General features: G+C 46.1%; 19 protein-coding genes. 12 read left to right on the plus strand and 7 right to left on the minus strand.

All coding sequences use genetic code 11. The annotated features are described in order from the left end of the window. Positions 1–10: 10 nt before the first annotated feature. Genes serA through B5444_RS05060 form a run of 4 tightly spaced genes read right to left on the minus strand, consistent with a single transcriptional unit; the run spans position 11 to position 4,308 of the window. Positions 11–1,603, minus strand: coding sequence for a phosphoglycerate dehydrogenase (gene serA / locus B5444_RS05045; RefSeq protein ID WP_079654139.1), 1,593 nt, complete (start codon positions 1,601–1,603; stop codon positions 11–13). Between the two features lie 8 nt (positions 1,604–1,611). Next, positions 1,612–3,486: a vWA domain-containing protein gene (locus B5444_RS05050; protein WP_079654140.1), complete on the minus strand. Its 1,875-nt coding sequence runs from the start codon at positions 3,484–3,486 to the stop codon at positions 1,612–1,614. After that, a complete protein-coding gene (gene pgsA / locus B5444_RS05055; RefSeq protein WP_154021741.1) occupies positions 3,483–3,980 on the minus strand; it encodes a CDP-diacylglycerol--glycerol-3-phosphate 3-phosphatidyltransferase in 498 nt (165 codons plus the stop codon). Before pgsA ends, B5444_RS05050 begins: the two co-directional genes overlap by 4 nt. Then, a complete protein-coding gene (locus B5444_RS05060) occupies positions 3,973–4,308 on the minus strand; it encodes a dephospho-CoA kinase (RefSeq protein ID WP_231967087.1) in 336 nt (111 codons plus the stop codon). The genes pgsA and B5444_RS05060 overlap by 8 nt, the downstream gene beginning before the upstream one ends. Between B5444_RS05060 and B5444_RS05065 the strand changes: the two genes are divergently transcribed. Both B5444_RS05065 and B5444_RS05070 read left to right on the plus strand, forming a co-directional pair. After that, the gene (locus tag B5444_RS05065; protein ID WP_079654141.1) at positions 4,307–4,780 is read left to right on the plus strand and encodes an N-acetyltransferase; all 474 of its coding nucleotides are present in this window, start codon (positions 4,307–4,309) and stop codon (positions 4,778–4,780) included. The genes B5444_RS05060 and B5444_RS05065 overlap by 2 nt on opposite strands. Then, positions 4,764–6,494, plus strand: coding sequence for a bifunctional 3'-5' exonuclease/DNA polymerase (locus B5444_RS05070; protein WP_079654142.1), 1,731 nt, complete (start codon positions 4,764–4,766; stop codon positions 6,492–6,494). Before B5444_RS05065 ends, B5444_RS05070 begins: the two co-directional genes overlap by 17 nt. Here B5444_RS05070 and B5444_RS05075 read toward each other — a convergent pair. Genes B5444_RS05075 through rlmD form a run of 3 tightly spaced genes read right to left on the minus strand, consistent with a single transcriptional unit; the run spans position 6,491 to position 9,236 of the window. Further along, the gene (locus B5444_RS05075) at positions 6,491–6,907 is read right to left on the minus strand and encodes a M67 family metallopeptidase (protein WP_079654143.1); all 417 of its coding nucleotides are present in this window, start codon (positions 6,905–6,907) and stop codon (positions 6,491–6,493) included. The two genes, B5444_RS05070 and B5444_RS05075, sit on opposite strands and share 4 nt — an antisense overlap. A gap of 2 nt (positions 6,908–6,909) precedes the next feature. Then, the gene (locus tag B5444_RS05080; RefSeq protein WP_079654144.1) at positions 6,910–7,926 is read right to left on the minus strand and encodes an aspartate-semialdehyde dehydrogenase; all 1,017 of its coding nucleotides are present in this window, start codon (positions 7,924–7,926) and stop codon (positions 6,910–6,912) included. An 11-nt stretch (positions 7,927–7,937) separates the two neighbouring features. Continuing rightward, positions 7,938–9,236 carry a 23S rRNA (uracil(1939)-C(5))-methyltransferase RlmD gene (rlmD, locus tag B5444_RS05085; RefSeq protein ID WP_079654145.1) on the minus strand — a complete coding sequence of 433 codons (1,299 nt, stop codon included), beginning with the start codon at positions 9,234–9,236 and terminating at the stop codon, positions 7,938–7,940. Between the two features lie 44 nt (positions 9,237–9,280). Between rlmD and B5444_RS05090 the strand changes: the two genes are divergently transcribed. The 10 genes from B5444_RS05090 to B5444_RS05135 are packed head-to-tail and all read left to right on the plus strand — an operon-like array spanning position 9,281 to position 17,458. Then, on the plus strand, positions 9,281–10,171 hold the full coding sequence (locus B5444_RS05090; RefSeq protein ID WP_079654146.1) for a ferritin-like domain-containing protein: 891 nt from the start codon (positions 9,281–9,283) through the stop codon (positions 10,169–10,171). Continuing rightward, positions 10,164–10,727: a D-sedoheptulose 7-phosphate isomerase gene (locus B5444_RS05095; RefSeq protein WP_079654147.1), complete on the plus strand. Its 564-nt coding sequence runs from the start codon at positions 10,164–10,166 to the stop codon at positions 10,725–10,727. Before B5444_RS05090 ends, B5444_RS05095 begins: the two co-directional genes overlap by 8 nt. Continuing rightward, complete coding sequence (locus B5444_RS05100; RefSeq protein ID WP_079654148.1) at positions 10,724–11,542, plus strand: NAD(+)/NADH kinase; 819 nt, start codon at positions 10,724–10,726, stop codon at positions 11,540–11,542. Before B5444_RS05095 ends, B5444_RS05100 begins: the two co-directional genes overlap by 4 nt. Then, on the plus strand, positions 11,539–12,306 hold the full coding sequence (locus tag B5444_RS05105; protein WP_231967089.1) for an ATP-binding protein: 768 nt from the start codon (positions 11,539–11,541) through the stop codon (positions 12,304–12,306). The genes B5444_RS05100 and B5444_RS05105 overlap by 4 nt, the downstream gene beginning before the upstream one ends. Next, positions 12,273–13,478, plus strand: a complete 1,206-nt coding sequence (locus tag B5444_RS05110) for a coiled-coil domain-containing protein (RefSeq protein ID WP_079654150.1) — start codon at positions 12,273–12,275, stop codon at positions 13,476–13,478. The genes B5444_RS05105 and B5444_RS05110 overlap by 34 nt, the downstream gene beginning before the upstream one ends. 16 nt (positions 13,479–13,494) lie before the next feature. Further along, a complete protein-coding gene (locus B5444_RS05115) occupies positions 13,495–14,673 on the plus strand; it encodes a baeRF12 domain-containing protein (RefSeq protein ID WP_079654151.1) in 1,179 nt (392 codons plus the stop codon). Then, entirely contained in the window at positions 14,670–15,269 is a 600-nt protein-coding gene (locus B5444_RS05120; protein ID WP_079654152.1) for a LabA-like NYN domain-containing protein, read from the plus strand. Before B5444_RS05115 ends, B5444_RS05120 begins: the two co-directional genes overlap by 4 nt. After that, positions 15,266–16,207: a bifunctional riboflavin kinase/FAD synthetase gene (locus B5444_RS05125; protein WP_079654153.1), complete on the plus strand. Its 942-nt coding sequence runs from the start codon at positions 15,266–15,268 to the stop codon at positions 16,205–16,207. The genes B5444_RS05120 and B5444_RS05125 overlap by 4 nt, the downstream gene beginning before the upstream one ends. After that, a complete protein-coding gene (gene cobB / locus B5444_RS05130) occupies positions 16,191–16,910 on the plus strand; it encodes an NAD-dependent protein deacetylase (protein WP_079654154.1) in 720 nt (239 codons plus the stop codon). The genes B5444_RS05125 and cobB overlap by 17 nt, the downstream gene beginning before the upstream one ends. Then, a complete protein-coding gene (locus B5444_RS05135; RefSeq protein ID WP_231967091.1) occupies positions 16,907–17,458 on the plus strand; it encodes a flavin reductase family protein in 552 nt (183 codons plus the stop codon). The genes cobB and B5444_RS05135 overlap by 4 nt, the downstream gene beginning before the upstream one ends. Positions 17,459–17,466 lie beyond the last annotated feature (8 nt).

Below are 17,466 nucleotides of genomic sequence, written 5' to 3' on the forward strand. Positions count from 1 at the left end.
GGTTTTATGTTTAGACTACTATCTGTTTTACGAAGATTATGTTGGGGAGTTTCCTTAACTCTTCCAGGATTTCCTCGGGGACCATATCATCCAGGTTTAGTATGCCAAGGGCTATACCACCCTTCTTCTCCCTTCCTAACCTAAAGCCTGCTATGTTTACGTTGGCGTTTCCTAGTATGGTGCCTATCCTTCCTATAACTCCAGGAACGTCCTTATTTTCAAAAACGAGCATTATGCCCTCTGGCTCTACATCAACCCTGTAGGAATCTATCTGGAAGATGCGCGGTATGTAACCTTCCAAAACTGTACCGGCAACTATCCTCTCGGATCCATTAGACTTTACCATCACCTTTATGTAGTGTTTGTAATCTGCACTTTCCTCAGAGGTTAGCTCTTCAACGGCTATACCCCTGTCTTTAGCCACGTAGCTGGCGTTTATTATGTTTACGGGAAAGTCTACCATTTCCTTTAGTATGCCCATGAGGACTGCAGAGGCTATGGGATGGAAGTGTTGGCTTATGTCACCTCTGACTTCTATATGGACACTCTTTATTCCCTCTCCTGCCCACTGGACTATGAACCTTCCCATCTTCTCGGCAAGATCAAGATGCGGCTTTATGAGGGTGAGCACAGAAAGGTCTGGGAAGGGAGCGTTGACCACGTACTCTACTGTTTGACCCCTTAGGGCCTTTATCACCTGCTGGGCAACTATGACGGCTACGTTCTCCTGAGATTCATAGGTGTTTGCTCCTATGTGTGGGGATAGGGAGACGTTGGGAAACTTCTTGAGCTTTTCTATGAGCTCATAGGGTGGGGGTTCAACGGAATAAACGTCAAGACCTACCCCGGCGAGCTTTCCACTCTCCAAAGCTTCTATGAGATCATCCTCCTTGACTATGCCTCCACGTGCGCAGTTGATAAGGATACTGCCCTTTTTCATTATGTCAAACTCTCTTTTGGTTATCATGTGCTTTGTCTCGTGAGTGAGGGGCGCGTGTATGGTGAGGATGTCTATCTCCTTTAGCATATCGTGGAGGTTGTCCATGAGCTTAACACCAAGCCTGTCTGCCTTCTCCCGTGGTATGTATGGGTCATAGGCTAGGACCTTCATGCCAAAAGCCTTTGCCCTTATGGCTACCTGTGACCCTATGTTTCCTAAGCCTATTATGCCGAGGGTCTTCCCATAGAGCTCTGTTCCCATGAAGTGTTTTCTGTCCCATCTTCCTTCAAGCATGGAGTTGTGAGCTACGTGAGCATTTCTCACTACGTTGAGCATGTGGCATATGGTGAGTTCTGTAGCTCCTATGGTGTTAGCTCCTGGAGTGTTTACTACGAGGATCCCACGCATGGAGGCTGCTTCTATATCCACGTTGTCCACACCTACACCAGCCCTGCCTATGACCTTGAGTCTTTCTCCCTTCTCTATGAGTTCCTTGGTTACGGGTGTCCTACTCCTGGTGATGATGCAGTCGTAGTCCTTTACCACCTTGAGAAGATCCTCGTAGCTTATGTCTGGCTCGTAGTCTACCTGAAAGTCTGGCTCTCTTCTTAAAAGCTCAATACCTTTTTCCGAAATAGGATCTGTGATGAGTATCCGATACATTTCTCTAATTATAGCACCTGCGGGCTGTGCTCTTGGAGCCTTCTTAGGTATGTATCAAGGACAAACATAAAGGCAGATGGTAACTTTTCAACACTCTTTACCTTTATGCCCGTCTTTTCAAAGTACTCATCCACATAGTTCTTGAGCTCTCCAAAGCCTAAGCCTACTACTCCGTACCTTCCCTTTATGTGAGAGATTATCCTCTTTAGTTCCTCACCCTTTGCTCCACGCGTAGGCTCTCCATCGGTAAAGACTACTACAACACCTTTCAGCCCCTTCTCCTTGGTGTAAACCTCTAGGTCCTCCACGGCGAAGTAGAGAGCCTTTTCCAAGTTTGTACCACCGCCTATTACTCTAAAGAGCTCCACAAGCCTTCCTCTTACAGCCTTGTAGTCTTCATCAAAGGATTTGAGCCTTAGAGTTTTGTCGCTGAATATGTCTATGGAAAAGGGTATTCCAAGGGCATCAAGGGCTTCGCTTACTAGTATGAGGGATCTTATGGCGTTTATGCTCTTGTCTTCCTTCCTCATGGAAGAAGATACGTCTATGAGAAGCTTGAAAGCCAAGCTACCTTTTGATGGAGAGTGTCTCCTTTGAAAGATCTTACCCCTCTTTATGGGCACCTCTACTCCAAGGCTTTTAGGGTTTAGTTTCCTTCCGTAGAAGTGTCCACCCTCCCATTCCTTTTCGGACCTGGGTAGTAGCTTTTCAAAGCGCCTCTTTATGCTTTCCACATAAGCCAAGACGCTTTTAAGATGCATGCTGTACTGTTTGTACTCTTCTTGGGTCATGCCCGTTTGCTTTTGGTAGAGCCTGTCCTTCTCGGAGAGCTCCTTGCTCGTTGTCAGGGTAAAGGATTGTCCCAAGGACTCCTCCACCCAAGGCTTGGGCAGGAAGGCTATAAATCCCCTATGCTCCACATCCCTCTCTATGGTCTTAGGCAAGAAGTGCTCCAGGAACTGTATGTCCTTTTCCAATATGGATATGTAGGACATCTGCTTAAGGTAGTCCCTCATCCACTCGGGCATAGCCCTAAGGCTCGCATGAAGGCTGTTTATCTCCTCTTTGGTGAAGCTGAGAGCAGTCTTCTGGCTTTTTGAAGTTACAAGCTCCTGTAGTTCTGTGGGTAGTTTTCTCAGTATGTCCGTCATTATCCTTCCTTTGTGTCCGTCCTGCCTTTTTTTACCCCTTGCCTCTTCAAGAAGCAGATCTATGTAGTTGAGCTCCTGAGACTCTTCTATGCTTGTTATGTACCTTCCTAGTACTTCCTCCATTAGTATGTCGTAGGCTTGCCTGTTGTCCGAAGATAGATACTCGTAAAGGCTACGTTCCAAGGGTTTTACCCTTTGGTATGTCCAGACAGGAAGAGACAGATCTTCACCCAGCCAGAGGCTTACAAAGGCCAGGGCAAAGGCATGGTGTGGATAGAGCTCCTCCAGACCAGCGATCTTTTTCTTGTATAACTCCTTTATGACCTGTATAGAAAAGGGATGTCTTTGGAGTACCCGCTGGCTTGCCTTTATGGATTCAAGGACTGCATAGAGGACCACAAAGGTGGAAGGTGGATAGCCAAACCTGAAAAACTCCCTCTGGCCCAATCTCCAGAGGTATAGGTCTGTGTTGGTTATGTACTCTATCTCGTGTCTTATAGTTGTCAGCGTTGAATCCTCAGAAGACTTGGTAAACTCCTGAACATCGTAGATGATGCCCTTTGGCTTTCTTGCTACCTCGGGTATGACTTCCTGCTCTCCTCTTGCCCAGAGCTCTACGAGGGGCAGGTATACAGGGTCGTAACCTGAGCCCCAACCCTCGTAGCTTGCCTTAACCACTATATCGTACTCATCCTCAAGCAAGGACGAGATAATCTTCCACCTTTCCTTCATGTTTGCAGGTACTTAGAAAGGTAATCCAGGGCAGAGATGTAGGCAAGGAGGACAGAAATCCAAAGAAGGACATCACCAAGAGAAAGATCAAGGGCCAGAGTCACGAGAGTAGTAAACTCAAAAAAGGTCTTCGCCTTGCCAAGGGAAGATGCGCTCATGATGTAGCCCTTTTCTACTGCCAAGCTTCTCAGGAAGGATATGGAAAGCTCTCTCACCATCAGAAGTACGAAAGGTACTGGATGGACCTTCTGCAGGTAAACGAACACAGAGATGGTGGAAAGAACAAAAACCTTGTCCATCAAAGGGTCTAGCAGAGCTCCCAGCCTGGCAGAAGCGTTTGTTTTCCTGGCGAAGGAGCCGTCAAACCAGTCGGAGAGGGCTCCAAGGATTATAAGCAGGAGCGAGAAAAACGTCTTACCTTCTAGAAGGGTATAAACCAACGGGATTACAAGAAATCCCCTAAGGAGGGTCAAGTAGAGGGGGAGGTTAGCCACCGCCGTATTCTGAATGCTCTATCTCCATAGCGAACTCTTCCGCCATACTCGTTATCTTAGAGATTAGATCCTTGAGGTCCTCCTGAAGGTAGTACTCAAAGAGTTCTATCTTCCTCTTATGACAAACGTTCTCCTTTGTGTAGTAGCAAAGTAGTATGTAGGGAACTTTGGCGTCTTTCTCGGCACCTTCTTCGCCAGGGAGGTAGAGCTTAGCCTCAACCTCTGGGCTTAGAGCATCCGCTTTTTCTAGGAACTCCCTAAGGGCTTTGAGCTTGTCTTCGTACTTCTTCCAGTCGTACTGCATAGGTTTATATTTTAAAGTAACCATGGTAAGAAAAGCCCTTCTGAAAGATGTCATAGACATATACACTTTGGTCAACTCCTACTCAAAGGACGGGATTCTCCTCCCGAGAAGTTTAAACTCCATATATGAACATATAAGAGACTTTTGGGTCTACGAAAAGGATGGTAGAGTGGTAGGATGCTGCGCCCTACATATAGTGTGGGAGGACCTTGCAGAGATAAAAAGCCTTGCCGTAGATAGAGAACAGAAAGGTATGGGAATAGGTTCTGCTCTTGTTAATGCATGCATAGAAGAAGCTAGAAGTCTTGGTATAAAGAGAGTATTTGTGCTTACCTACGCTACTGAGTTCTTTGAAAAATTTGGCTTCTCGATCATAGACAAAAGCTCGCTGCCACATAAGGTTTGGGGAGAATGCATCAACTGCGTCAAATTCCCATCTTGTGACGAAGTGGCCATGAGTCTCGAAGTTTCTGTGCCTTATGGGTCTAAGGTTTGAATACATAACCTCAAGGGAGGAACTTTTAAAGGGTCTTGAAAAGCTAGAAAAAGATTCCTTCGTGTTCTTGGACACGGAAACCGTATCGGACAGGATAAGGCTTGTACAGATTGGCAACAGTGACCACATATTCGTTGTTGACATGTACTACGTAGGTCCAGTAGGGATGGAATACCTAAAAAGCTTTCTATCGGAAAGGGGTATAGTGGGTCACAACCTCAAGTTTGACCTCAAGTACCTATTGAAGTACTCTGTAGAACCTTATGCGGTGTTTGACACTATGATAGCAAGCCAGTTGCTGGGTGAAGCTGACAGACACTCCTTGCAGCATGTGAGCATGCATTACCTAGGGCTAGTGTTGGATAAGAGTCTTCAGCTTTCCAACTGGGGAAGCCCAAAGCTCAGCAAGGAACAGCTCGAGTATGCAGCCCTGGACGTGAAGGTAGTCAGAGACCTTTTCCTCCTACTGAGGGACAAGCTCAACGAAACGGCTTATGAAGAACCTACATTGCTCAAGACAAGGACGGCCAAGGTTTTTGGCCTTAGGAACCCTGTGGCCATAATAGAGATGGCCTTTGTGATGGAGGTGGCAAAGCTTGAGCTGAACGGCCTCCCAGTGGATGAAGAGACTCTAAATAAAAGGCTTGAAGAGCTAAAGAAAGATCTACAGAATAGGGTAATGGATTTTTATATAAAACATAGAGTAGACCCTATGTCTCCAAAGCAGCTAGGTGAGTACCTTCTAAAACGCGGCGTCGATCTCCCAAGGACAGAAAAGGGGAACGTATCTACTGACGATAAGGTCCTCTCTGAGTATGCAGATCATCCAGTGGTCAGCCAAGTGCTCAGCATAAGAAGTACAAAGAAGCTCGTTGAAAGGCTTGAAGACGTAAAGAAGCATATTATCAACTGCAGGGTGTACCCAGAGTTCAAGCAGATAGGAGCCGTGACGGGAAGGATGGCAAGCCTGTCCCCCAACGTGCAGAACATACCAAGAAGTCTAAGGGACATATTCAAAGCAGAGGAAGGTCACACCTTTGTAATAGGTGACTTCTCTCAGATAGAGCTGAGGATAGCCTCGGAGTATGTGGGTGATGAGAGGATGATAAGAGCCTTTATGGAGGGTAAAGACCTACACAAGTACACGGCAAGTCTTCTGCTAGGAAAGAAGGAAGAAGATGTAACCAAGGAGGAGAGACAGCTCGCGAAAGCTGTAAACTTTGGGCTCATATACGGTATATCTGCCAAGGGCCTGTCTGAGTACGCAAAGAGCTACGGTATAGACCTTCCTGTGGACAGAGCGCAGGAGATAAGGAAGATGTTCTTCGAGTATTATACGGGCTTTAGAGAATGGCACGAAAGGGTAAAAAGGGAACTGAAGGCTAAGGAGTACTCGGAAGGAACTACCCTTCTAGGAAGGAAGTACATAGCTCGTACCTTTCCAGACGCTGTCAACTATCCCATACAGGGTTCTGGTGCTGACCTCCTAAAGCTGGCTGTACTCATGTTTATGGCAGGCTCCAGAAGGCTGCACCTCTCTGCGAGACTGGTGAACCTCGTACACGACGAGATAGTGGTAGAGTGCAAAGAAGAAGAGGCCCAGAGAGTGAAAGAATTGCTAGAAGAAGAAATGAAAAGGGCCGGAAGTATTGTACTCAAAAGGGTTCCTGTGGAGGTGGAAACTGCTATAAATCAGAGATGGGTCAAGGACTAACCAAAGATGTCTATGGGCTCTTCTACAAACTTTCCATCCTTCAGTTCCCAACTTCTGTAAGATACCACCTTCCCCTTGCTTACAGAGACAATAATGTAAGAAAAGCCTTCAAAAGCCCTTTCTTCATCCGTCTGGGATGGCCTGTCGGGATGGTCGGGATGGGAATGGTAGACACCCACTATCTCAAGACCAAACTGCTTAGCCTTTTCCTCAGCCTTCATGTAGTCCTTGGGGTCTATCTCGTACCTGTCGTGCTTTCTGTCCTTGTTGGCGTTGGGAGTCTCGTAAGCTCCAAAGGCTATGCGTACATCCTCATAGGCTTTTCCTAAGAGAAGACCACACGTTTCGTAAGGGTAATCCCTCTCTGCCTGAGCGATAATTTTCTGAAGCGCAGAAGCCTTTATCCTAAGCATCTTTATACTAAAGCAAACTCACACAGAAGCTCGGCTATCTGGACTGCGTTGGTAGCGGCACCCTTGCGTATGTTATCAGCCACTATCCACATGGATAGTCCAGGTTCAAAGACTAAGTCCTTCCTTATCCTTCCTACAAACACTTCATCCTTACCTGCCACATCTATGGCCATGGGGTACTCTCCTTTCTCTGGGTTGTCCACCACTACCACACCCTTGGCACTTTTCAGTATTTGCCTAGCCTCTTCCGGAGAAAGTTCTTTTTTGAGCTTTATGCATACAGCTTCCGAGTGTCCATAGAAAACTGGAACCCTTACCGTAGTAGCAGACACCTTTATGTAAGGATCGTGAAGGATCTTTCTAGTCTCGTTTAACATCTTCATCTCTTCCTTGGTGTACCCATTCTCGGTAAAAACATCTATCTGGGGTATCACGTTGAAGGCTATCCTCTTAGGTAGCGCCTTGGGTTCTGGTATGCAGTCATCCCTACACCATGCTCTTGTCTGTTCCTCTAGCTCCCTTATGGCTTTTGCACCAGCGCCAGACACAGATTGATATGTGGAAACCACTATAGCCTCTATGCCAGCCACATCGTATATGGGTTTTAGTGCTACTAGCATCTGTATGGTGGAACAGTTGGGGTTGGCTATTATACCCTTGTGTTCCTTAACATCCTCTGGGTTTACTTCCGGTACCACTAGAGGGACTTCTGGGTCCAACCTCCATGCGGAGGAGTTATCTATCACCACAGCACCATCCTTGGCAAACTTGGGCGCATAATCCTTGCTCACGGAGCTTCCTGCTGAGAACAGAGCTATGTCTATTCCTTTAAAGCTATGCTGTTTGTTCAGAGCCTTTACCTTTATCCTCTCTCCCTTGAAGGTAAGTTCCTGGCCTTCAGATCTCTCAGAAGCAAAGAGTTCAAGCTCATCTACTGGAAAGTTTCTTTCTTCTAGTACCTTCAGGAAGGTCCTTCCGACTTCTCCTGTTGCTCCTACTATGGCTACTCGATAGCCCATGGTTCCTTTAATTATAAACTAGTCAGTAGGCCAAAGACCTCCACATGGGGAGTATGGGGGAACATATCCAAGGGTTGAACCTTTAGCAGCTTAAACTTCCTTGAAAGGTAGGCAACATCGCTCGCAAAGGTAGAAGGGTTACAGCTAAAGTAGAGGATCTGCCCCACATCAGCTCTGAGTATGGCATCCTTTACCTTCTTAGATAGCCCTGCCCTCGGCGGGTCCACCACCAAAGTATCTATAGGTACTTTTATTTTACTTAACCTTTCCTCGGCGCTTTCCTGAAGGACCGTCACGTGATCCGCTTTTAGTTCCTCCTTTATACGCTTTGAGCTCAGGACTGCATTAGGATCTATCTCCACAGATATTACCCTGCTGTACTTGTCCATAAGGTGGTAAGTAAAAAGCCCCACTCCCGCATACAGATCTACGAGAGTATGACCTCCAGAAGCATGTTCTTTGGCGAGCTTGACCATGTTTACAGCCTGGAAGGAGTTAGTCTGAAAGAAGGCGTTGGGGTGCACGTAAAAGGTTATGCCCTCTATGTTTTCTGTAAGGTGGTCTTTCCCATAAACGCTTTGTACCTTTGTACCCACGGACACATCAGCTACAGAGTCGTTTATACTCCAAACTATGCTCGTGCTGAGGTGCTTGAGCTCCTCTACAAGTTTTTCAAGAACCGCAAAGCTTCCGCTCCTTGTAACTAGGCTTATGAGCCTCTCACCTGTGAACTTACCTTCTCTTATGACCACGTACCTAAAGAAGCCTTCCCTCTTTACGTTGTCGTAGGGTTCTACTCCACTTTCCAGGAGAAACTTCCTGACTATGTCTATTATCTTGACAACCTCCTCTGACATGAGGTAGCATTCCTGGAGATCCACTGTATAATCCCACCTTCCGAGCTTCCTTAGACCCACCTTTGGACCTGGACTCACTACGTAGTCCATCCTGTTCCTGTAGAACCACACCCTGGGACTTGGAATGGTATCTTCCACCTGTACGTCTAAGCCGTTTAGCCTGAGGGCATCCTCCACTATACTTTTCTTTATCCTGAGTTGCTCTCCGTAGTCCACATGCTGGAACCTACACCCACCGCATTCACCAAAGTGTTTACACCTAGGTTCAATCCTACTGCTTGAAAGCCTTATGATCTCCTTAACAATACCAAAGGGCTCACTTTTAAATCTTTTGAGTTCTACTCTTACAAGGTCACCAGGAATGCCATCGCTCAAGTAAACCCTTTTACCATCCACATAAGAGTAAGGTCTTGCCTTACTATCAATCCCGAAAACTTCCAACTCCAGCCTCATCAATATAAACTTAAAGATTATACTTTTAGAGCCTGGAGGGTGTCATGAACAAAAGAGAACTCATAAACATGCTTTTGTACGACGTTGCTTTGGAACATTCTGCCATAGTCCAGTACCTGTATCACATCTTCCTCATACAGAACGCGGAGATAACCTCTGAGATAGAGGAGATAGCAAGACAGGAAATGAGACATCTCAAATGGTTTGCCCAGAAGGTAGTCCAGCTGGGTGGCCAGGTAGAGCTAAAGAGAATAGAGGAAGCCATAGAGATAGGCGGCCCTGAATGGGTTGACATGCTAAGCAAAGATGTCAAAGCGGAGGAGATGGCCATAGAGATTTATACCAAGCAGCTGGAGATGGTAAAGGACGACTCAGTAAAGAGACTCTTAGAGAGAGTTATAGGAGATGAAAATCACCACAGACTTGAGTTTTCGGAACTAGCCCAAAAAGCCGCGGAACTTATACCAGAAGAAACCATGGAGAGCTCAAAGAACTCTGTGGATCCAAAGACCCTTGAAGTACTAAACAACTTCCTAAGGGAGGAGTACCAGAGCATAATAAACTACCTTTACCAGTTTTTCCACACCAAAGACTGTAACTACAAAGACCTTATGCTGGACCTGGCAATAGAGAGCATGTTCCACATGGGTAAGATAGGTGAAAGGATAGGAGAGCTTGGGGGTATGCCAGACATAAGGGCAGACCTGCAGAAGAAACCAGACAAAAGTTTAGAAGAGTCGGTAAGGTCTGAGATAGCCTTTGAAGAATCTGCGGGTGAAGACTACGAGAAGGAACTGAAAGAAGCGCAAGATCCGAAAACCAAAGAGCTTTTTGAGTTTATAGAGCATCAGGAGAAGTATCACAAGCACAGGCTTACAGAGTTCCTAAGAAAGCTAAACAGGTTTACCATAGGAGGACTCAGAGAAGATGATTGACCTTGTGGTGAAGGCCTTCAGGGAAAGCGCCGAGGTAAAGCTGGCCTTCTTAGAGCTTTACAAGGAGAAGATAGTAGAAGTGGGAAGTATAATAGCCAGGGCTTTGAAGGATGGGAACAAGCTCATACTCTTTGGCAACGGCGGAAGCGCTGCCGATGCACAGCACATAGCTGCGGAGATAGTAGGAAGGTTTAAAAAGGAAAGAAAAGGGCTTCCTGCCATAGCCCTTACCACGGATACCTCGGTGCTCACAGCCTTGGGGAATGACTACGGCTTTGAAACCATCTTTGAAAGGCAGGTGGAAGCTCTCTGTATGCCGGGAGATGTGGTCATAGGCATATCCACCTCTGGAGAGTCTGAGAATGTGATAAGGGGCTTGAGGAAAGCCCATGACCTTGGGGCCACCACCATAGCCCTGACAGGCAAGACAGGAGGTAGGCTGGTGGAGATAGCTCATTATTCTTTCGTGGTACCCTCTTACGACACAGCCAGAATACAAGAATGTCACATAACCTTCGGACACGTCATATGTCAGATAGTAGATGAGCTTGTATGAACAGGGTTTTACTATATGTAAAGGACTCGCCTTCGGCCAGGGAGACGGCCCAAGAGCTAGCTTCTTTCCTTAAGAGCTTAGGTAAACAAGTAGAAATCTACATAAACAGAAGGGACTCGAAGGAAAAACCAAAGAAGGCTGACCTTGTAGTGGTTGTAGGTGGCGATGGCACCTTTCTTTCTGCTGCCAGAAGTATGGCAAGATACTCCATACCCATCGTGGGTATCAACGAGGGAAGGTTTGGCTTCCTTACCGAGGTAGGAAAGCAAGAGTACAAAGAAGTACTCATAGGTATATTTGAAGGTAGGCTTGTTCCACAGAGAAGAAAGATGCTTGCCGCCTACATGATAAGAAGAGATAAAAGAAAACTAATAGGCTACTGTCTTAACGACGCTGTGGTCTCCAAGGGCACCATAGCCAGGATGGTAGAGCTGGACGTGTATGCAGAGGATGACTACATGCTAAGGCTTTACGGAGATGGACTTATAGTTTCCACGCCTACAGGTTCTACGGCCTATGCCCTGTCGGCAGGGGGACCCATAGTGTATCCGCTCTCCGAGGTTATACTCCTCGTACCCATATGTCCGCATACCCTCTCCAACAGACCTTTGGTCATACCTTCCCACTTCTCCGTCAGGGTAGTATGCCTCTCCCCCAAGAGGATGGCTTACCTTACTTTGGATGGACAGAGGGTGCTAGCCCTCCAAAAATATGATGTAGTGGAGATAAAGAACGCTCCTTACGAGTGTCTTATGTACACAAGCCCGCATAGGGGATACTTTGAAATACTAAAGGAGAAGCTCCGATGGGGATGATAGACTTTAAAAACTACCTGGCCTTTAGGCTCAAGGAAGGAAAGCTCTACCCTGTAAAGCATCCACACATACCACCCATAGACCTGCTTTTAAACGTAGAAAGGCAGAAGGAGGTACTCTTGAGGAACACTCTTCAGTTTGTCAAAGGCTATCCTGCCAACGACGTACTTCTGTGGGGAGACAGAGGAACGGGCAAGTCCTCACTGGTAAAGTCCCTCCTTGGAGTCTTCGGAGAAAATGGACTCAGGATAATCCAGGTCTACAAGATGGACATAATACACCTTTCGGATCTGTACGAAACCGTAAGGGATCAACCCTACTGGTTTATCCTCTTCTTTGATGATCTTTCCTTTGAGCCCGGTGAGGAGTCCTTTAAGACTCTCAAGTCCTTCATGGAAGGAGACATAGAAGAAAGGCCTAGGAACATCCTCGTGTATGCCACATCCAACAGGAGAAACCTAGTACCCCAACTGGAAAGGGATGAGAAGTTCCCAGAAGAGAGCCAGCTAGAGGTCATATCTCTAGTGGAACGCTTTGGGATAAAGCTTGGCTTTTTCGCCTTTGGTAAAGAGGAGTACCTAAAGATAGTAAAAACTTACGCGAAGGAGAGAAAGCTCGATGTGGAAGAGCCGTTTCTTGAAAAGCTAGCCCTTGAATGGGCCACATACAGGGGGAGCTTTTCAGGTAGAACTGCCTTCCAGTTTATCAAAGATCTAGAGGGCAGGCTAAGATGCGGAACATCCTTATCCTTTTATTCCTCTTAACTGCCTACAACTTTATACTGTACGAAGTTTCAAAGTACTCTGGTCTACCTCTGTTTCCGTCGGAGCTATGGAAGCTTGTAATACTGTTCTCCTTAGACTCTGTCCTGTTTCTTTCTTGGCTCTTTGGCTACAAGGAAAGGACCCTCGTGTGGATCTCCTATGTGTCCCTGGTCCAAATACTTGGTCTCGGCATAGCTCTTTGGGACTACCGCATAGTACCAGAGCTGACACCTTCCTTCCTTGTAACCCTGGGAATCATATGGCTCTTTGAATCACCCACCGAAAGGTCTTACAAAAGGCTCCTTGAAGAAAGAAGACTTCTCGAAGAAAAGCTCTTTGAAAACTCAAGGCAGAGGTTAGAGCTTCTGGAAAAGCTAAACGTCTATCAGGAGCTTATCCAAAGGCTTAGTGAGGAAAAGGAAAGGATAGAGAAGGAGATAGCCCAATTAGATCCTATCCGTGAAGATTACCAGAAGTTGTTAAAGGAGAAAGAGAGACTCACTCAAAAGATAAACGAGGCAGAGGATAGGCTAAAAGAGTACAGGGAGAGGATAGAGAGGCTTACAGAGTCTAACAAAAGGCTCTTTGAAAGTCTAGAGACTTTGTACCTTAGTCAAAAATCAGAAGACACCCACTCGGAGCTGAGTAAGTTAAGGAAAGAACGGAAAAAACTAATAAAGGAAATCCTAGAGCTTCAAAAGCTTCTCGAAGATGTGTACAAAGAAAAAGAGCTGTATCAACAGGAAGTTGCAGAGTTAAAAAAGGAAAGGGCGAACCTAAAGGAACAGATAGATCTTTTAAGGCTCCAGCTAGAAGAATATACAGCTAAAGCAGAAAATAAAGTTGATATATACAGAGAAATACTTACCTCAGTCCTTGAAAACATAGAGTTTGAAAGGGAAGTAATAAGGGATTTTGCTCGCCTGCCTGCTGATAAAAAAAGGGAGTTCTTTAAGGAACTCCTACTTTTGAACATGAAGGACACGAAAGAACCTCTGGAAAGCATGAAAGGATACAGGAACGTCTTCAAGCTGAAGCCAGCCGGTGGCCGCATATACTTCACCTTTGGAGAGACAAAGAGATGGAGGGTAATAGGAATATTAGAAGGAGAGGACGATAAAGAAAAAGAACTATACGCAGAGACCTTTCTGCTAAAATATAGAAAAAGGTAAACGCAAGGAGGTACATATGGGCTTAAAGGAAGTGCTTGATAAACTGACCTCTTACCAGCCTGATGAAAACCCTATTGTAAGCCTTTACTTAAGGCTTATGCCAGAAGACAGGGTGGATAAGAAGTATATAAGGGTGTTTAAAGACCTTGTTAAAGCTAAGGGTAACGTCCCAGAGGAGGATGTTAAAAGAATAGGGGAATTCTTGGAAAATCCGGAAAATCTAAAAGGATGCAGGGGAATAGCCGTGTTCTCCTGCCATAAGAAGGATCTTTTTGAGGTAGTAAAGTTACCCTACGTCTATAGGAACAGGATAGTGGTGAACTATATACCAAGTCTTGTAGAGATAGCAGCTATAGATGAAGAGTTTGGTAAAGTAGGTATAGTCCTTGTAGACAGAAAACACGTACGCTTCTTCGTGATGGATATAGAAACCATAAGTGAAGATGTAGACTTTACAGAGCCGCTTGCTACAAGAGCCCATAGGTTTCACAGTGGTGGAGATGCCCTTAGGGGTGCCCAGGGTATGATGAGGTACTCCATGCCTGCAAGGTTTGCGGCTGCAAACGTGGTACAGCACGGTGTGGGTGAGTACAGGTTTCACACAAGGCTCATGGAGGAAAAACAAAGGCTATTCAAACTCACAAACGATGCCCTTATGGAAGCCCTAAAGCTACATAAGTTTGACAAGCTAGTGATAGGTAGCATAAGGGAAGATATAAGGGAGATAGAAAACCATCTTCATACCTACTTAAAGCAAAGGCTAGTAGGATACATACGTATAAACCCTTCTGAGTTTACAGAGGAAGAACTAAGAGACAAGGTCCTAGACCTCCTGTGGCAAAAGGACAGAGAACAGGAAGAAGAGTTATACAGAGAGTTGGTTGAGCTCGAGGGTAAGGGGCTTGCCGTCAACGGTACCTCAAAAGTGTTAGAACAGCTAAACATAGGCAACGTAAGGACCCTCTTGGTGCCGGAGAACTTTAAAAAGGAAGGATACTTCTGTCCTCAGTCAAAGATCCTGATGCTAAAGCCTGAGTGTCCCATAGAAGGAGAGAACGCTGTCTACCTTGATGACCTTGTAGACGAAGCTATAGACATGGCACTTGAAGAAAGAGCTCAGGTAGAGGTAATAATACGGGAGGATGTAGCTAAGAGGATAGACGGGCTAGCCGCCTTCCTCAGATACAGAATATGAAAGATGAAAGGGTGGCCATTTTCATAGATGGATCCAACATCTTCCATGCCATAAGGTACCTAAACGTACGCATTGACTACAAGAGACTGATAGATTTCCTTAGGGAGGACAGGTTTCTAGTAAGAGCTTACTTCTACGGCGCCGTTCCAGATGAAAAAAACCTAAAGAAGAACTCTCCAGAGTGGGAAAGCTACCTCAGACAGAGGAGGTTCTTAGAGGAACTCTCTCTTCAGGGTATAAAGGTAAAGGTAGCTACCCTTAAGAGACTTCCGTCTGGTGAGTACGTGGAGAAGGAAGTAGACATCATGTTAGCCACAGACATGCTCAGCATGGCTTACATGGACACCTATGACACAGCCATACTCGTGAGCGGAGACAGCGACTTTTACTACACAGTGGAAGATGTGCAACGCATAGGTAAGAGGGTAGAGAACGCCTCCTTTAAAAGGACAAGCTCCTACAAGCTCAGAAAAACATGCGACAGGTTTATACTTTTGGATGACTACCTAGACAGGTTCATCATAGAGGAAAAGCTAGAGGTAAGCCAAGAGAAAAGCTTTTGGGACAGGATAAAATCCCTCTGGATGAGAAGATGAAGACCTTTTGTCTTGACCTTTCGAGGGGATGTCCAAAGGGCTTTGAAGCTCTCCAAGCCCTACAGGAAAACACAGCTATAACAGTGGGCAACTTTGATGGAGTGCACTTGGGGCATGTTCAGCTCATAAGAAGGTTGGTGGAAGAGGCTTCTAAGAGGAAGCTAAAGAGCTTGGTGCTTTCCTTCCATCCACATCCTCTACACGTACTTTCACCCGCGCAAGCTCCTTGCGAGCTAAGCAATCCCTCAGAGAAGGCAAAGCTCATGGAGACATTAGGTGTAGACTACTTGGTGTTTATAAAGTTTGACAGGGAGTTTTCCAAGATAAGGGCGGTTGAGTTCCTAGAAGAAATACTCTTTAAAAAGCTTGGTATGAGATTCTTGTTTGTGGGCTACGACTGGAGGTTTGGCTACAGGAGGGAAGGTGAGATAGAGCTGGCCAAGGAGGTAGGAGAAAAGCTCGGCTTTGAAGTGAAGTCCTTTGAACCTTACAGGATAGATGGACACATAGTGAGCAGTACCCTCGTGAGGAGACTCCTCCGGGAGGGAAGACTCGAAGAAGCCAAGAGGTTCTTAGGAAGAGACTACTGGATAGAGAGGAAGGTGGTGAAAGGTGACGGAAGAGGCTCAAAGCTAGGTTTTCCCACGGCGAACCTTTCAGACACCCATAACCTATGTCTAAAGGAAGGGGTCTACAAGGTCAGGATAAACGGCGAGCTTTTAGGCGTGGCCAACTACGGCCTTAGGCCCACCTTTGGAGGCAAGAGGAAGGTCCTAGAGGTACACATCCTTAACTTCTCGGGAAACCTAGTGGGAAAAACTCTCAGGGTGGAGTTCCTTTCCTTCATAAGGGAAGAAAGAAAGTTCTCCTCCGTGGATGAACTAAAGAGGCAGATAGAAGAAGACATACGGATGGCCACACATGAAGGAAGCGGCTGAGCTTCTAAAGAAGTCTAAACATGCGGTAGTTTTCACAGGTGCCGGCATATCTGCAGAAAGCGGAGTGCCCACCTTTAGGGGTTTTGGCGGGCTTTGGAAGAACTACAAGCCTGAAGAGCTTGCCACTCCCGAAGCCTTCTCCAGGGACCCTATCCTGGTGTGGCAGTTCTACAGATGGAGGCAGGAGATAGCTTACAAGGCTAACCCAAACCCTGGTCATCTAGCCATAGCCAAAATGGAAAGCATGGGCGTTGTAAAGGCTGTGATAACCCAAAATGTAGACGGTCTTCACCAAAGAGCAGGAAACAAACACGTTATAGAACTTCATGGTTCTCTTTGGAGGTTAAGATGTGTAGGCTGTGGAGCAGTCTTCCAGATTGAAAAGCCCGTAGATGAAGTACCACCCAGATGTGAAAGCTGTGGCTCTTTACTTAGACCAGGTGTAGTATGGTTCGGAGAGCCCTTACCCCAAAGGGAGTACAGCATAGCTATAGAGTTAATGGAGAAGTCTGATGTAGTGCTAGTAGTGGGAACTTCTGGCCTAGTCTATCCAGCTGCCTACCTACCTCAGTTGGCAAAGGAGAAGGGAGCCAAGCTCATAGAGGTTAACGTGGAGGAGAGTGCTCTCACTCCTTTGGTGGACATTTTTCTAAAGGGTCCTGCTGGAGAAGTACTCCCAAAGCTAGTGGAAGAGCTTCCATGATTGAGCTTGAAGTACAGAAAGCTTCATCTGAGGAGGTTTATGAGATTTTAACCACCTTAGTGGTACCAAGACCCATAGCTTGGGTTTCAAGCATCAGCGAAGAAGGTGTTTTTAACCTTGCTCCCTTTAGCTTTTTCAACCTAGTGTGCGATGATCCACCCATACTTATAATCTCCATATCAAACAGAGATGATGGATCTCTAAAGGATACTGTAAGAAACATTCTTAACACCAAAGAGTTTATAGTAAACATACCCTCCGAAGATCTTATACATGAGCTTCTTATGAGCTCTGAAGACTTTCCACCGCATGTGAACGAGTTTGAGATAACAGGCCTTGATTGGGAGCTAGGAAGGATGGTAAAGGTACCCAGGGTAAAGAGAGCAAAGGCCTGGCTTGAGTGCATACTTTTCAAACATGAAGAACTCTTTGACTACCATCTTATATTTGGCAGGGTACTATTCATTGGGGCTTTCTCCCTAGACTACTCGGAGCTAAGACCTATAGGCAGGGTGAAGGGTGGCTTTTGCAAAGTTTTCAAGGAGTGATATCTTTA

The sequence above is a fragment of the Thermocrinis minervae genome, from assembly GCF_900142435.1.
Taxonomy (GTDB): Bacteria; Aquificota; Aquificia; order Aquificales; family Aquificaceae; genus Thermocrinis_A; species Thermocrinis_A minervae.

Excerpts from the sequence above, each read along its gene's own strand:
- B5444_RS05135 (WP_231967091.1), top strand. The coding sequence starts at position 16,907 with ATGATTGAGCTTGAAGTACAGAAAGCTTCATCTGAGGAGGTTTATGAG.
- B5444_RS05120 (WP_079654152.1), top strand. The coding sequence starts at position 14,670 with ATGAAAGATGAAAGGGTGGCCATTTTCATAGATGGATCCAACATCTTC.
- B5444_RS05075 (WP_079654143.1), bottom strand. The coding sequence starts at position 6,907 with ATGCTTAGGATAAAGGCTTCTGCGCTTCAGAAAATTATCGCTCAGGCA.
- B5444_RS05090 (WP_079654146.1), top strand. The coding sequence starts at position 9,281 with ATGAACAAAAGAGAACTCATAAACATGCTTTTGTACGACGTTGCTTTG.
- B5444_RS05050 (WP_079654140.1), bottom strand. The coding sequence starts at position 3,486 with ATGAAGGAAAGGTGGAAGATTATCTCGTCCTTGCTTGAGGATGAGTAC.
- B5444_RS05070 (WP_079654142.1), top strand. The coding sequence starts at position 4,764 with ATGGGTCTAAGGTTTGAATACATAACCTCAAGGGAGGAACTTTTAAAG.
- B5444_RS05105 (WP_231967089.1), top strand. The coding sequence starts at position 11,539 with ATGATAGACTTTAAAAACTACCTGGCCTTTAGGCTCAAGGAAGGAAAG.
- B5444_RS05125 (WP_079654153.1), top strand. The coding sequence starts at position 15,266 with ATGAAGACCTTTTGTCTTGACCTTTCGAGGGGATGTCCAAAGGGCTTT.
- cobB (WP_079654154.1), top strand. The coding sequence starts at position 16,191 with ATGAAGGAAGCGGCTGAGCTTCTAAAGAAGTCTAAACATGCGGTAGTT.
- B5444_RS05060 (WP_231967087.1), bottom strand. The coding sequence starts at position 4,308 with ATGGTTACTTTAAAATATAAACCTATGCAGTACGACTGGAAGAAGTAC.
- B5444_RS05065 (WP_079654141.1), top strand. The coding sequence starts at position 4,307 with ATGGTAAGAAAAGCCCTTCTGAAAGATGTCATAGACATATACACTTTG.
- B5444_RS05095 (WP_079654147.1), top strand. The coding sequence starts at position 10,164 with ATGATTGACCTTGTGGTGAAGGCCTTCAGGGAAAGCGCCGAGGTAAAG.
- serA (WP_079654139.1), bottom strand. The coding sequence starts at position 1,603 with ATGTATCGGATACTCATCACAGATCCTATTTCGGAAAAAGGTATTGAG.
- B5444_RS05100 (WP_079654148.1), top strand. The coding sequence starts at position 10,724 with ATGAACAGGGTTTTACTATATGTAAAGGACTCGCCTTCGGCCAGGGAG.
- B5444_RS05115 (WP_079654151.1), top strand. The coding sequence starts at position 13,495 with ATGGGCTTAAAGGAAGTGCTTGATAAACTGACCTCTTACCAGCCTGAT.
- B5444_RS05080 (WP_079654144.1), bottom strand. The coding sequence starts at position 7,926 with ATGGGCTATCGAGTAGCCATAGTAGGAGCAACAGGAGAAGTCGGAAGG.
- rlmD (WP_079654145.1), bottom strand. The coding sequence starts at position 9,236 with ATGAGGCTGGAGTTGGAAGTTTTCGGGATTGATAGTAAGGCAAGACCT.
- B5444_RS05110 (WP_079654150.1), top strand. The coding sequence starts at position 12,273 with ATGCGGAACATCCTTATCCTTTTATTCCTCTTAACTGCCTACAACTTT.